Annotated in this window: 15 protein-coding genes; all 15 read left to right on the top strand. The window is 47.4% G+C overall.

Annotated features, from left to right (window positions below; translation table 11 throughout):
• Nucleotides 1-127: 127 nt before the first annotated feature.
• The 15 genes from spoIIIAF (at nt 128) to ACN6KS_RS21365 (ending at nt 13,251) form a co-directional block, all read left to right on the top strand.
• Complete coding sequence (gene spoIIIAF / locus ACN6KS_RS21435) at nt 128-889, top strand: stage III sporulation protein AF (RefSeq protein ID WP_094874071.1); 762 nt, start codon at nt 128-130, stop codon at nt 887-889.
• Nucleotides 890-929: 40 nt separating this feature from the next.
• Nucleotides 930-1,571, top strand: coding sequence for a stage III sporulation protein AG (spoIIIAG, locus tag ACN6KS_RS21430; protein WP_094874072.1), 642 nt, complete (start codon nt 930-932; stop codon nt 1,569-1,571).
• Nucleotides 1,572-1,638: 67 nt separating this feature from the next.
• Nucleotides 1,639-2,535: a SpoIIIAH-like family protein gene (locus ACN6KS_RS21425; RefSeq protein WP_440960446.1), complete on the top strand. Its 897-nt coding sequence runs from the start codon at nt 1,639-1,641 to the stop codon at nt 2,533-2,535.
• A 147-nt stretch (nt 2,536-2,682) separates the two neighbouring features.
• A complete protein-coding gene (gene accB / locus ACN6KS_RS21420) occupies nt 2,683-3,192 on the top strand; it encodes an acetyl-CoA carboxylase biotin carboxyl carrier protein (RefSeq protein WP_440960445.1) in 510 nt (169 codons plus the stop codon).
• A gap of 54 nt (nt 3,193-3,246) precedes the next feature.
• Nucleotides 3,247-4,590 carry an acetyl-CoA carboxylase biotin carboxylase subunit gene (accC, locus tag ACN6KS_RS21415; protein WP_094874075.1) on the top strand — a complete coding sequence of 448 codons (1,344 nt, stop codon included), beginning with the start codon at nt 3,247-3,249 and terminating at the stop codon, nt 4,588-4,590.
• A 114-nt stretch (nt 4,591-4,704) separates the two neighbouring features.
• A complete protein-coding gene (locus tag ACN6KS_RS21410) occupies nt 4,705-5,121 on the top strand; it encodes an Asp23/Gls24 family envelope stress response protein (protein ID WP_036682829.1) in 417 nt (138 codons plus the stop codon).
• A 74-nt stretch (nt 5,122-5,195) separates the two neighbouring features.
• Entirely contained in the window at nt 5,196-5,735 is a 540-nt protein-coding gene (gene amaP, locus ACN6KS_RS21405) for an alkaline shock response membrane anchor protein AmaP (protein ID WP_042129814.1), read from the top strand.
• A 15-nt stretch (nt 5,736-5,750) separates the two neighbouring features.
• Nucleotides 5,751-5,984 carry a DUF2273 domain-containing protein gene (locus tag ACN6KS_RS21400; protein ID WP_042190453.1) on the top strand — a complete coding sequence of 78 codons (234 nt, stop codon included), beginning with the start codon at nt 5,751-5,753 and terminating at the stop codon, nt 5,982-5,984.
• Between the two features lie 298 nt (nt 5,985-6,282).
• Nucleotides 6,283-6,735: a transcription antitermination factor NusB gene (nusB, locus tag ACN6KS_RS21395; protein ID WP_042190451.1), complete on the top strand. Its 453-nt coding sequence runs from the start codon at nt 6,283-6,285 to the stop codon at nt 6,733-6,735.
• A 144-nt stretch (nt 6,736-6,879) separates the two neighbouring features.
• Nucleotides 6,880-7,737, top strand: coding sequence for a bifunctional methylenetetrahydrofolate dehydrogenase/methenyltetrahydrofolate cyclohydrolase FolD (gene folD, locus ACN6KS_RS21390; RefSeq protein WP_094873655.1), 858 nt, complete (start codon nt 6,880-6,882; stop codon nt 7,735-7,737).
• Between the two features lie 12 nt (nt 7,738-7,749).
• On the top strand, nt 7,750-9,129 hold the full coding sequence (gene xseA / locus ACN6KS_RS21385) for an exodeoxyribonuclease VII large subunit (RefSeq protein WP_440960444.1): 1,380 nt from the start codon (nt 7,750-7,752) through the stop codon (nt 9,127-9,129).
• Nucleotides 9,107-9,364: an exodeoxyribonuclease VII small subunit gene (gene xseB / locus ACN6KS_RS21380; protein WP_042129807.1), complete on the top strand. Its 258-nt coding sequence runs from the start codon at nt 9,107-9,109 to the stop codon at nt 9,362-9,364. Before xseA ends, xseB begins: the two co-directional genes overlap by 23 nt.
• Nucleotides 9,351-10,298, top strand: coding sequence for a polyprenyl synthetase family protein (locus ACN6KS_RS21375; RefSeq protein ID WP_341135389.1), 948 nt, complete (start codon nt 9,351-9,353; stop codon nt 10,296-10,298). The genes xseB and ACN6KS_RS21375 overlap by 14 nt, the downstream gene beginning before the upstream one ends.
• 99 nt (nt 10,299-10,397) lie before the next feature.
• The gene (dxs, locus tag ACN6KS_RS21370) at nt 10,398-12,302 is read left to right on the top strand and encodes a 1-deoxy-D-xylulose-5-phosphate synthase (protein WP_094873649.1); all 1,905 of its coding nucleotides are present in this window, start codon (nt 10,398-10,400) and stop codon (nt 12,300-12,302) included.
• 46 nt (nt 12,303-12,348) lie between these two features.
• Nucleotides 12,349-13,251 (top strand): TlyA family RNA methyltransferase, encoded by a 903-nt coding sequence (locus ACN6KS_RS21365; protein ID WP_440960443.1) that lies wholly within the window; start codon nt 12,349-12,351, stop codon nt 13,249-13,251.
• Nucleotides 13,252-13,296 lie beyond the last annotated feature (45 nt).

Raw genomic sequence — 13,296 nt, 5'->3', positions numbered from 1 at the left:
AGTGAGTTTTGTACGAAGTAAATTCGCGAAGGCTATGCTAACAAAACTTAGCGGGTGCTTTCGGAGTGAGTTTTGTACGAAGTGAATTCGCTGAAGGCTATGCTAACAAAACTTTTAGGAGGAAAAAATGAGCTGGTTAGGAGGATGGCTGCGGGAGATCATTCTTGTCGTATTGTTGGCATCGTTCGTTGAGTTACTCCTTCCGAGTAAGTCCATGGAGCGGTATGCAAGGCTGGTGCTGAGCCTCCTGATCTTACTTACCATGCTTAGCCCAATCGTTTCTCTCCTTAAAGGTGACGCCATAGCCGAGCTGAGTATAGCCATGGGTCGTCAGGAGAAAGAAGGAGGCTTGTTCACAGGAGGGGGAAGTGGAGATCCCTCTTTGGAAAAGATTCTGGCAGATGGTCAGAAGCTTGCACAAGGGCGCCAGGATCAAAGCCTAAAGCTGGCCGCAGAAGAGGTTGCTGAGCAAATGAGGGAGCAGATCATCAGCGAGACCGGAAAACGCGGGGTTAATGTCACTGTAACGCTCGGCATGGGGAAATCCGGCGGCTCTGGTAATGAAGATGTTCCTGTCATCTCCGCAGTGAAGGTCTCAATGTCCCAAGCAACAGCTAATTCCATAGGAGCTTCCGGTACTTCCGGCGCAGCCGCTGCTCCGCCAATTGCAATCGCTCCTGTAGAGCCTGTAGAAGTAAAGATCGGAACGAATCCAGAGAATGGATCAGCTTCTGCAGATGAGCCCAAAGCAGTGAACGGAAATGTAACAGAAAATAACACATCTTCAAGTGAAACGGAGTCCATCGTAAAGCTGTTGGAACAAAAATGGGATTTGGATCCCAAAGTAATCCAAGTGGATGGCGGCGTTGTGAATAACGTCAAGTTATGAGTCTGTAGCTTCTAAACGATCAAGGTTAGGAGGGATAGGAGTGGGCAATTGGCTGAAAAAGCTGGAGCAATGGGCTGGGGGTGGGGCTGGCAGTCCGAAGAGAAGTCATACTTTTCGCTGGCTAATCATTCTGGGTCTGCTGGGCGCAGCGATTATGCTGTTTAATTCCTTCGTCAATGTGAAGAAGATTGATAACGAGAATACGGGGCGTGAGCCACCGCAGAATCAGTCCTCCCAAACGGCGCTGGTGCAGAGTGATCCAACAACAAGCAATTCATTCGAAAGCATTGAACTGGCGATGGAGAACCGAATGAAGGAGATTTTGGAGAAAATCGTTGGCGTCGGTACCGTCGATATTATGGTTACCGTGGAGTCAACAGAAGAAATTGTCGTGGTGCGCAATATGAACGACTCCCAGCAACTTAGTGAAGAGACGGATGCCAGTGGTGGTAAACGTCACACGACGCAATATACAAGGGATGGCGAAATCGTAACCTACTCACAATCGGGCGATGAGACACCTATTGTGACGAAGCGGATTAAGCCTCAGGTTCGTGGCGTACTGGTAGTTGCCAAAGGGGCAGAGAACAAGGTTGTCCGTGGACTCATAGAGCAGGCTATCGAAAAAGGCTTGTATGTTCCGATTCAGCGGATTTCAGTAGTACCACGCAAACAAGAGTAGCAGGAGAAAGTCAAGAAGTGAGTGCTTCCGAAGCAGCCACTAGATTAAATTTTAGGAGGAATAAGAAATGAACGGCAAAAGACAAACAATATGGTTGGTTTCTATGCTCAGTTTGATGGTTGTACTCTCGGCATACTATTTATTTACTGAAGATTCAGGTGCATCGGTTCCAAAAGACACGGCAGGGACAATGCAGGTGGATTCTCTGAAAAAAGACACAGCAAACGCAGCGTTACCAACGGTTGGCGACAAAGGTATCGTAGTGAATGAAGTGGTTAGTCAAGGAGATGTAGTTGCTGATGAAGGCGTTGTAGATAACGCTAGCAGCACTAAAGCCGCTGACGATAGTGCAACCACTGCAACTACTGATGACAGTGCAACTACAGCGGTTAAGGATGATAGCAGTAAAGCAGCAGACAGCGGTAACTCTGAGAAAGCTTCGACGGACACTGCTGCAAAAGACTCCAGTAAAACTTCTGACACAGCAGCTAAGGATACAGTAACTAATGATACGGCAGCTAAGGATACAGCGGCTACTACAACATCCAAAACCCCTGCTAAGAATGATAAAGAAATCCTGGATGAAGTAGCTTCACAAAGTGTATCGGCGAGCAGCATGTTCACTAACTACCTGTATGAACGTGAACAAAAGAATCTAAAGAGCCAACAAGACTTACTCGCTTTGATTAACGACATGGAGAAGACGCCTGCTGATAACGCAGTTGCTCAAGAACAGCTCCTTAACCTTGAAGAAAAAGAATCTAAAATTACGGGCATTGAAGAACAGCTTCAACAAAAATATGGGGAAGCCATCGTGAAGGAAGAAGCTGGGGACAGCTATAAAGTAGTCGTACTGAGTGACAAGCTGGATGTAAAACAAGCGGTTAGCATCGTTGATCTCGTAATGAAAGAACTGAGTGTGTCTCAGGATAAAGTTAGTGTTCAGTATGTTTCCGAGAAATAATAAGACGTGAAATTATAGGGAATATGACGAAAGAGCTCGGGTTCTCCCGGGCTCTTTCCATTTCTAGCGTTTATGATATAATACATAAAGTTATCTTGTCCGCTTAAGAAGTGGCTTCGAGAGAAAGCTGAAGGAGTGAACTAATGTATGTTCAAGTTGAGCGAAATTAAGGAATTAATTAAATTGCTGGACCAGACCTCCTCTGTACATGAGTTGGAGATCGAAAGCGAAGGAATGAAGCTTGCAATTCGCAAACCGGATCGCCCTGAAGCTGATGGAACAGCAGTACAGGCGACTCCTTATAATGCCTATCCCTTTACGCCTGCCCCGCAGCCGCAGAGCGTGCAGCAAGTGTCCTATCCAGTAATCAGTGAGGTTCCTCCAGCGCAGCAGCCACAAGCCGCCGCAGAAGGCAAACTACATAAAATTGTATCTCCAATGGTGGGAACATTTTATAGTGCCGCTTCTCCGGAAATGGCGTCCTTCGTTAATGTTGGAGACCGTGTTGGTGAGAAAACAACGGTATGCATTATCGAAGCGATGAAGCTGATGAATGAGCTGGAAGCGGAGATTAAAGGTGAAATCGTGTCCGTACTGGCAGAGAATGGTCAGCTTGTAGAATACGGTCAACCCCTATTCTTGGTTAAACCGGAATAAATACCGCAGATTACTTATGGAGCGGAAGCTTCGCAAAACTTTGGGAGGAAACGCATGAACATTCAAAAAGTGTTGATTGCCAACCGCGGCGAAATCGCGGTCCGCATTATTAGGGCCTGCCGAGAACTGGGCATTTCCACCGTCGCGGTCTATTCGGAACCCGACCGGGATTCACTTCATGTCCGGTTGGCTGATGAAGCTTACTGCATCGGTCCGATGCCGTCCAAGGACAGCTATCTGAACTTTACAAATATTATGAGTGTAGCTACCTTAACAGAATGTGATGCCATCCATCCTGGTTATGGATTTTTAGCTGAGAATGCAGATTTTGCAGAGATTTGTGAATCTTGCAATATTATCTTCATTGGGCCATCTCCAGATGCAATCAACCGTATGGGTGATAAAGCTGTGGCGAAGGAAACCATGAAGCTGGCTGGAGTTCCGATCATCCCGGGCTCAGAAGGCCTTGTAGGTGATGTTGAGGAAGCCGTCATGCTGGGCCGTGATATCGGATACCCGATTATCGTTAAGGCTACCGCAGGTGGCGGGGGTAAGGGCATCCGGATTGCTGAGGACGAGGAATCATTGGTGAAGCAGATTACTGCTGCACAACAGGAAGCGCAGAAGGCGTTCGGCAACGCTGGTGTATATTTGGAAAAGTACCTTACAGGTATGAAGCACGTAGAAATTCAAATTATTGCAGATAAGCATGGTAATGTAGTGCATTTAGGTGAACGCGACTGCTCCGTACAGCGTCGTCGCCAAAAGCTGATTGAAGAGGCACCTTGTTCTGTACTTACACCGGATATCCGTGAAGCGATGGGGAATGCAGCAGTTCGTGCAGCACTCGCAGTGAATTATTCGGGAGCAGGAACGCTTGAATTCTTGCTTGGACCGGATGGACAGTTCTACTTCATGGAGATGAATACTCGTATTCAGGTAGAGCATCCGGTAACGGAAATGGTTACGGGTGTGGATTTGATCAAGGAAATGATTTCGGTTGCAGAAGGAAATCCTTTGTCCTTTACACAGGAAGATATCGAGATTAATGGCTGGTCGATTGAATGCCGTATCAATGCGGAAGATCCAGAGCGTAATTTTATGCCTTCACCAGGTAAAATCGGCTTTTATTTGCCGCCTGGAGGTCTTGGTGTTCGTGTAGACAGCGCGGCGTACCCTGGTTATACGATTTCCCCTTTCTATGATTCTATGATTGCAAAGCTGATTGTATGGGCACCCACACGTCAGGAAGCGATTGCAAAGATGAAGCGCGCCTTGGCTGAATTTGCCGTGGAGGGAATCCATACTACGATCCCTTTCCACCAGAAACTGTTGGAGCATCCTGTATTTCTGGATGGTAATTTTGACATCAAGTTTCTGGAAGAGTATGAAATTTAGGACGACTTCGCTTTGTTTGTCATAAAGTTCGTCAAATGATATAGTATGTTTAATAAGAGACGTGCTTTACGCTTGAATTTATGAGAATCTTTGTTGAAAGGTGTGAAGTCTAAAATGAGTACATTGCCGACAGAATACGAACGGACAGAAATCGGTGAGATCCAGATTGCTCCTGAAGTGATCGAGGTGATCGCAGGTTTAGCGACCGTTGAGGTTAAAGGTGTAGCTGGCATGAGCGGTGGTTTCGCCGGTGGTATTGTTGAGCTTCTCGGACGTAAGAACTTGTCTAAAGGAGTTAAAGTAGAGGTTGGACAACGCGAAGCTGCAGTGGATGTTTCTGTAATCATTGAATATGGTAACCGTCTTCCTGAAGTGGCTGCTGAAATTCAGCGTAATGTTAAGCGTTCCATCGAGACTATGACTGGTCTGACTGTTGTGGAAGTGAATGTGCATATTCATGATGTACAGTTCAAGAACAACAACACTGTCGACAAGAACGAGGAAGCTGAAACGATTCTTCGCGTGAAATAACAGTCGTCGTTCTTCCATAAACCCCCGACAGCAAAGTCGAGGGTTTACTCTAATTTAAGGAGGTTATGAGACTCGTGGCAAAAATTTTGGACAGACTTTTGCTGTTTGTCTACAGCTTAAGTATCGGAATATTATCTGTTATTGCCATCCTCCTCTTGAGCGGTGCTATTCCTAAAACTTTGGAGATTGAGAATGGACCAGCAGCTTATATTACTGCAATTGTAGTAGCAGTTGTCTTGTTCCTTCTGAGCATCCGATTTTTCTACATCTCTTTGCGTCGTGATCGCGCTTCTTTACCTTCTGTTGATCAGCGTACGGAGTATGGGGATATCCAGATTTCAGTGGAGACCATTGAGAATCTGAGTTTGAAGGCTGCCGGTAAAGTGAAGGGAATCAGAGATCTCAAATCGCGTATTCGCGTTTCTCAGGCGGGCCTTGAAATTACAATCCGCGCAGTAGTGGATGGTGAACATTCATTGCCGCTGCTAACCACAGAAGTGCAACGTCAGGTGCATGATTTTGTGCAGGAGACAACCGGTATTCCGGTTGCGGATGTGTCTGTATATATTGCTAACCTTACGCAGTCTCCAAGCTTCAAAAGTCGAGTGGAATAGAGGTGAATTTCCCTTATGTCTTGGAAAGAAGTATGGGAAAGTCACGGGGGTAGAATCGCCGGAGTGACTTTCGGCATTGGTCTAGGGTTGATATATTTAATTTGCGGTTTTTGGGATATGTTGTTCTTTGCACTGGTAGTGTTCATCGGATATACGTTCGGCAAAAGAAAGGATAACGCAGAGGCTCCCCTGTTTCAGTGGCAGGAGCTGATTACGCGTCTATCCGGACGCTGGCGTCCCTTCAAGTGAACCGCGATAGTCTTTTTCCCGGAGCAGGAAGCCGTAAGTTTGTGTTGTCCAATGCCCCTGGAAGAAAGACTTTGCGGTTTTTTTAATTGGAAAAGGTATCTTAAACGGACATCGGACAATAATCCTCTAAGGATTAGGGATAGAATTCGAAGGATTTGGGCTTAAAATAATTATAGGCGATGTGATTAAAGTCTGAATTATTATTACGCTTGAGGTGTGAAGTTATATGTATGGTTGCCCGACGTTATAGAAGTTTGAGTAAAGATGTTAATGCGATATAAGATTTTAGGAGGAACACATGAAAAGACGTATAGCGAGAGAGATTATTGTCCAAAGCCTGTATCAGATGGAAATGAACGATGTAGAGAGCGCAGAAGCCGTAGAGATGCTGCTGGAGGAAGCTTCAGAGGAGAATGAAACCGAACGTGTAATTACGGACGAAATTCAGCTTAAGCATTATGTGGTGGAGCATGTAAACGGTGTGTGGGAGCACAAGGTTGCAATTGACGATATGCTTGAGCATTACTTGAAAGGCTGGCAAATGAGCCGTCTGTCACGTGTGGATCGTCAAATTTTACGTCTTGCGGCGTATGAAATGGTGTTCGCGAATGATGTTCCGGCTAAGGTTGCTGTGAATGAGGCTATAGATTTGGCCAAGCATTTTGGAACGGATGATTCCGGTAAGTTTGTAAACGGTGTGCTTGGTAAGATGATTCAGGAGATAGATACAATTAAAGCTGACCATTCTTAATTTTTATAAATATAAGCAAGTATAAGTTATTCACCTATTCTTTATGTTTTATATTTCTCGCATAAACGCTTACCGTTCTCATAAGGACGCCAAAGGCGTTTATGCTTGTACAATAGTAAAGTATATAAAAGGGGAGAGACTATCATGACAGCAGCAATCATCAGTGGTAAACAAGTATCTGAGGAAATTCGTATTGGTATTGCCCAGGAGGTTGCTGAACTGGCGAAACGTGGCGTGAAGCCCGGTCTGGCAGTAATTCTAGTAGGTGAAGATCCAGGATCACAAGTGTATGTTCGCAACAAGGAAAAATCTTGTATTAGCCTTGGTTTCCATTCGGAAGTGCATAAACTGGATGAGTCTACTACGCAAGAAGAATTGCTGGCTCTCGTAGCGCAGCTTAATGAACGCGATGATATTGATGGGATTCTAGTTCAACTTCCATTGCCTAAGCATATTGAGGAAAAAGCTGTTATTGATGCGATCTCCGTGGAGAAAGACGTTGACGGCTTCCACCCTGTAAATGTAGGTAACCTAGTGATTGGTGCTGACAGTCTGCTTCCTTGTACACCGGCAGGTGTAATTGAACTAATTAAACGTACAGGAACAGGAATGGCTGGTAAACATGCTGTGGTCATTGGCCGCAGTAATATTGTAGGCAAGCCTGTATCTTTGTTATTGCAACGTGAGAATGCTACTGTGACGATGTGCCATTCCCGTACAGCTAATATGCAAGAAATTAGCCGTCAAGCGGATATTCTAGTTGTTGCGATCGGACGCGCGAATTTCATTGACGCTTCGTACGTGAAACCGGGTGCTGTTGTCATTGATGTGGGTATGAACCGTTTGGATAACGGTAAGCTTGCAGGTGACGTTGATTATGATAGTGCAAAAGAAGTTGCCGGATACATCACACCTGTTCCGGGTGGGGTTGGACCGATGACGATTACAATGCTGATGAGCAACACGCTGATTGCGGCTAAACGCCGTCACGGCTTGGAATAGGGGTAGGAATTCATGGCGGCAGAGCGGCAGGTCTATTCGATAAAAGAACTCAACCGTTACATCCGCATGAAGCTAGACTCGGATAATTTACTTTCGGATGTATGGATTCGCGGAGAGATTTCCAACTTTACGCATCATGGTAGCGGTCATATGTATTTCACGCTAAAGGATGAGAGCAGTCGGATCAAAGCGATTATGTTTGCTTCTCATAACCAGCGCCTGCCCTTTATTCCGAAGGAAGGTGCTCGGGTAATTGCTAGAGGTAATGTGACCGTATATGAACGGGACGGGCAGTATCAGTTCTATGCCACACACATGCAGCCAGATGGAATTGGTAGTCTATATTTAGCCTATGAGCAGCTGAAGAGCAAGCTTGAGCAAGAGGGGCTGTTTGCAGAAGCGCGTAAACGCCCTTTGCCTCGCTTTCCAAAGTGCATTGGCGTGATTACTTCGCCAACGGGGGCAGCAGTACGGGATATCGTGATTACACTCCAGCGGCGGTTTCCGCAGGTGGCTATTGTAATCTATCCCGTACTGGTGCAAGGCAAAGGCGCCGCACCTTCGATTGTGAAGGCGATTGGAGCGCTGAACCGCATGGGTGAGGCCGACGTGCTTATCGTCGGCCGCGGCGGCGGTTCGCTCGAGGAGCTGTGGGCGTTTAACGAGGAGGAAGTCGCGCGAGCGATATCGGCATCAGGGATTCCGGTCATCTCGGCCGTTGGCCACGAGACCGATTTCACGATTGCCGATTTCGCCGCCGACCTCCGCGCGGCTACGCCCACAGCGGCCGCGGAGCTGGCCGTGCCACATGCCGGCGAGCTAGCTGCGCAGCTTCGCGGGCAGCAGCAGCGGCTGCGCCAAGCGCTGCAAAGACGCGCCCAGCGCGGACGCGAGCGTCACACGGGGCTGGAACGCTCGCTGGCGCTGGCAGGCCCGCGCCGCTCGCTGATGCAGCACACGCAGCGGCTGGATCAGCTGCGTGAGCGGCTCCAGCGCTCAGCGGATGCACGGCTCAGCCGTTCCCGCGAGCGCAAAGCTGTGCTGCATCATAGTCTGCAGCGGTTCCATCCGCACGGCAGTGTTGCCGCTGCGCGTCAGCGCACTGAAAGCATGCGCCGTGAGCTGATGGGCGCTATGCAGGCCCGCCTGCAGGAGAAGCGAGCTCGCTATGTAGCGGAGATTCGTCATCTGGATGCACTGAGCCCTCTTAAAGTTATGTCGAGAGGCTACAGCTTAGTCTATGACGAAGCAGAAGAACATTTAATCAAATCGCTGACCGAAGTACAGCTTGGCGATCTTGTAGTGATAAAGATGAATGACGGACAGCTGAACTGCCAGGTATGGGGAATGAAGGAGGGTGGCAAAGACGATGACGAAGGAAGCGGAACTTGATTTTGAAGGCGCCATGGACCGGCTGGAGGAAATCGTACGTGAGCTTGAACACGGCGACGTTCCCCTGGAGAAGGCCATCGATTTATTTCAGCAAGGTATGAAGTTATCTCAGCTTTGCGGCAGTAAGCTTGAGCAGGTAGAGCGTAAGATCGAAATGATTACCCTAGAGGACGGAGAACTGCGTAAGAAGCCGTTTGGTGCACGTCTGGAAGGGGACGCCGATGACTCGCTTTGAGCATGAGCTTGAGAGAAGCTCTGAAGGAGAAACACTGCGTCAGCCACTGGAGGAATACATTGCGTCCTTAAGCGATCTAGTCTCACATGAACTAGAGGTTATTCTCCCCGCGCAATGGATGGTTCCAGAGAATTTGCAGCAAGCCATGAAGTATTCACTTATGGCTGGGGGCAAACGCCTCCGGCCACTGCTGGTGATTATCGCATGTGAAGCACTGGGAGGAAGTCGAGAGGCTGCCCTGCCTGTCGCTGCTGCTATAGAGATGGTACATACCTACTCGTTAATTCATGATGATTTGCCTGCCATGGATAATGATGATTATCGGCGCGGAAAGCTGACGAATCATAAAGTCTTTGGCGAAGCGACCGCTATTCTTGCGGGTGATGCCCTTCTGACCCATGCTTTCTACAGTGTGGTACAAGCCTCGCGTAAATTTGGTGTCCCTGCAGAAAGTGTACTATCCATCGTAGAGGATTTGGCGGAAATGGCAGGTCCTCGTGGTATGGTTGGCGGTCAGATTGCAGATATGGAAGGCGAGCAGGGTCTAACCGATCTTGCACAGCTGAAGTACATTCATCTGCATAAGACAGGGGATTTGATTATCTTTTCGCTGCTAGCTGGCGGTCGTATTGCAGGTGCTAACGAGCAGCAGCTTGAGGCTTTGCATAAATTTGGAACAGCCATTGGACTCGCTTTTCAAATCCAGGATGACATTCTAGATTTAATTGGAGACGAAGGTAAACTTGGCAAAAAAACAGGCAGTGATGTTAAGCAGCATAAAGTAACCTATCCTTATTTTATTGGCCTCGAAGCATCGCGAGAAGAAGTGAAGCAGCTTACTGAAACAGCCCATAATGCTGTTCTGAACGGTGGCTTTCATGATAGCCAGCGCCTGCTGGAAATTGCAGATTACTTAATGGCACGTGATCACTAATTATGAACTTTCGAAACGGCTGTATTTCGACAGCCGTTTCGTTTGTGTTATAATGGGTTTTATATAATTTACAACATCTAGGAAAGCGGGGAACTATACGTGCTGCTTCCACAAATAAATGATCCTGAGCAACTAAAATCATTGTCAGTCGATGAATTGACTACCCTAGCGGAGGAAATTCGTCGATTTCTGATTGAGAAGCTAACAGCAACTGGGGGGCACCTCGGATCCAATCTAGGAGTCGTGGAGCTTACCTTGGCTTTGCATTATTGTTATAACAGCCCTCGGGACAAAATGATTTACGACGTTGGGCACCAGGCATATGTCCACAAAATCCTGACCGGTCGTCAAGACCGCTTCGATACCCTGCGCAAATATCAGGGCTTGTGCGGCTTCGTTAAGCGCTCCGAAAGTGAGCATGATGTGTGGGAAGCTGGACATAGCAGTACCTCATTATCGGCAGCAATGGGAATGGCGATGGCCCGCGATCTCAAGGGTGAAGACAATAAGGTGATTGCCGTGATTGGTGACGGCGCTCTTACTGGTGGAATGGCGTTTGAAGCACTTAACCATATTGGCCATGAGAAGCGTAAGCTGATGGTTATTTTGAACGATAATGAAATGTCGATTGCTCCTAATGTAGGGGCCATGCACAATTATCTAAGCAAAATACGTTCGGATCGCCACTATTTGCGTGCCAAAGACGAGGTAGAAGGGCTGCTTAAGAAGATTCCGGCCATCGGAGGACGATTAGCGAAGACTGCTGAACAGTTAAAGAATAGTCTCAAATATATGATGGTACCAGGCGTATTGTTTGAAGAGCTCGGCTTTACGTATCTCGGTCCGGTTGATGGACATGATTTGGAGAAGATGATTGATACCTTCCACCAAGCAGATAACGTGGCTGGACCTGTGTTGGTACATGTACTAACAACGAAAGGTAAGGGCTACAAACCGGCTGAGACCGATTTCTATAAATCACATGCCATTTCGCCCTACAAAATTGAGTCGGGTCAGGCGCTTAAAGCTGTGGGTCCTCCAATGTACACGGAAGTATTTGGCGAGACACTGATCGAACTGGGCCGGGAAGATTCCCGTCTGATTGCTGTTACACCTGCGATGCCAGGAGGCTCGGGTTTATTTCCTTTTGCTAAGGAATTTCCCGATCGTATGATTGATGTCGGGATTGCCGAGCAACATGCGGCTACGCTTTGTGCGGCTTTGGCTATGGAAGGGATGAAGCCGGTATATGCGGTGTATTCTACCTTCATGCAGCGTGCCTATGATCAGATCGTCCATGATATTTGCCGACATAACGCGAATGTTATGTTCGCCATTGACCGCGCGGGGTTTGTAGGTGCGGATGGTGAGACTCATCAGGGTGTGTACGATGTTGCTTTTATGCGCCATATTCCGAATATGGTGATGATGATGCCAAAAGACGAAAATGAGCTGCGTCATATGATGAAGACGGCGCTTGAATATAATGATGGTCCGATTGCTTATCGCTATCCGCGTATTAACGGTACAGGTGTAGCAATGGATCCTGAGCTGCGTACTATTCCAATCGGATCATGGGAACGACTACGTACAGGCGAAGGTTATGCTGTTGTAGCCTGCGGACCTATGGTTCAAGTGGCTGAAGAAGCCGCTGATTTACTGAAGCGGGAAGGGATTCAGGTAGGCGTCGTGAATGCGCGGTTCCTGAAGCCACTGGACAACTCCATGCTGCTTGATTTGGCTCACGCTGGAACCAACATGGTTGTTATTGAAGAGGCTTGCCAAGCGGGAAGTCTCGGCAGCTCGGTATTAGAATTCTACGCAGAGAATGAAATTTATGACGCTCGTGTACATCTGATGGGTGTACCTGACATCTTTGTGGAGCACGGCTCTATTAAAGAACAGCGCCAGGAAACAGGTCTTACGGTAGAAGCGCTATGTGCACGTATCAAGTCCATGATGGCTTTGAGTGCATATAACTACAAAACAACTTCGTCTTCCTAAATGGAAGCCGGAAATTAGCAACCCTTTGAACGATCGGGAGATGACCATGGAACACCGTAAAGAACGGATAGATGTACTACTTGTTGAGCAAGGTTTTTATGAAAGCCGTGAGAAGGCTAAAGCAGCTATTATGGCAGGACTGGTGCTCGCGGATGAAGAACGCATTGAAAAGGCTGGTATGAAGGTGTCACGGGAGGCTACCCTTAAGGTTAAAGGCTCTGTGCATCCCTATGTCAGTCGTGGGGGACTAAAGCTGGAGAAGGCTCTACGCCAATTTAATATTGATCTTACGGGACGGACCATGCTGGACATCGGTGCTTCTACTGGAGGCTTTACGGATTGTGCACTTCAGAATGGGGTAAGCCATGTGTACGCGATTGACGTTGGCTATAATCAGCTGGACTGGTCACTGCGTAATGATGAACGTGTTAGTGTGATGGAACGAACGAATTTCCGATATATGACACCTCCAGATTTGGTGGGTCCTATTCCGGATTTTGCGAGTATTGATGTTTCATTTATCTCCTTAAAAATAATTCTTCCACCGCTCAAAGCTTTGCTTAATCGCCCGGCGGATATTGCTGCGCTGATCAAGCCACAGTTTGAGGCAGGACGGGAGAAGGTTGGTAAATCAGGTGTAATTCGTGATTCTGCTGTTCATAAAGAGGTATTAATTAATGTACTGACCATGGCGGCAGAGCTAGGATACCAGCTGAAGGGATTAACTTTTTCACCGATTACAGGCGGGGAAGGCAATATTGAGTTTCTTGCTCACTGGAGACTAACGCCTGAATTGGCGGAAGCTGAAGAAGGTATATTAGAGCCTTCAGAGGCTGTATCAACAGTCCTTCCAGTGGAGGATTTCCCATTCCTAGCGGATGAAGTGATTAAGCAGGCTACGGGTACTTTTAATGTAAATTCGACTCATGGAAACTCATCGCGCCGGTGAGTTTCTTTTTCCATATGGAAAATAACAATTATTCGGAAAGCTTCT

The organism is Paenibacillus nitricinens (genome assembly GCF_052056485.1).
Taxonomy (GTDB): Bacteria; Bacillota; Bacilli; order Paenibacillales; family Paenibacillaceae; genus Paenibacillus_AQ; species Paenibacillus_AQ nitricinens.
Note: the sequence above shows the minus strand (reverse complement) of the source record. Positions and strands in the feature narration are given on the sequence as shown.

What these genes read in the sequence shown, in the direction of transcription:
- ACN6KS_RS21365 (WP_440960443.1), top strand. Translation starts at nt 12,349, where the DNA reads ATGGAACACCGTAAAGAACGGATAGATGTACTACTTGTTGAGCAAGGT.
- accB (WP_440960445.1), top strand. Translation starts at nt 2,683, where the DNA reads ATGTTCAAGTTGAGCGAAATTAAGGAATTAATTAAATTGCTGGACCAG.
- ACN6KS_RS21375 (WP_341135389.1), top strand. Translation starts at nt 9,351, where the DNA reads ATGACTCGCTTTGAGCATGAGCTTGAGAGAAGCTCTGAAGGAGAAACA.
- ACN6KS_RS21400 (WP_042190453.1), top strand. Translation starts at nt 5,751, where the DNA reads ATGTCTTGGAAAGAAGTATGGGAAAGTCACGGGGGTAGAATCGCCGGA.
- ACN6KS_RS21410 (WP_036682829.1), top strand. Translation starts at nt 4,705, where the DNA reads ATGAGTACATTGCCGACAGAATACGAACGGACAGAAATCGGTGAGATC.
- xseA (WP_440960444.1), top strand. Translation starts at nt 7,750, where the DNA reads ATGGCGGCAGAGCGGCAGGTCTATTCGATAAAAGAACTCAACCGTTAC.
- folD (WP_094873655.1), top strand. Translation starts at nt 6,880, where the DNA reads ATGACAGCAGCAATCATCAGTGGTAAACAAGTATCTGAGGAAATTCGT.
- accC (WP_094874075.1), top strand. Translation starts at nt 3,247, where the DNA reads ATGAACATTCAAAAAGTGTTGATTGCCAACCGCGGCGAAATCGCGGTC.
- xseB (WP_042129807.1), top strand. Translation starts at nt 9,107, where the DNA reads ATGACGAAGGAAGCGGAACTTGATTTTGAAGGCGCCATGGACCGGCTG.
- nusB (WP_042190451.1), top strand. Translation starts at nt 6,283, where the DNA reads ATGAAAAGACGTATAGCGAGAGAGATTATTGTCCAAAGCCTGTATCAG.
- ACN6KS_RS21425 (WP_440960446.1), top strand. Translation starts at nt 1,639, where the DNA reads ATGAACGGCAAAAGACAAACAATATGGTTGGTTTCTATGCTCAGTTTG.
- spoIIIAF (WP_094874071.1), top strand. Translation starts at nt 128, where the DNA reads ATGAGCTGGTTAGGAGGATGGCTGCGGGAGATCATTCTTGTCGTATTG.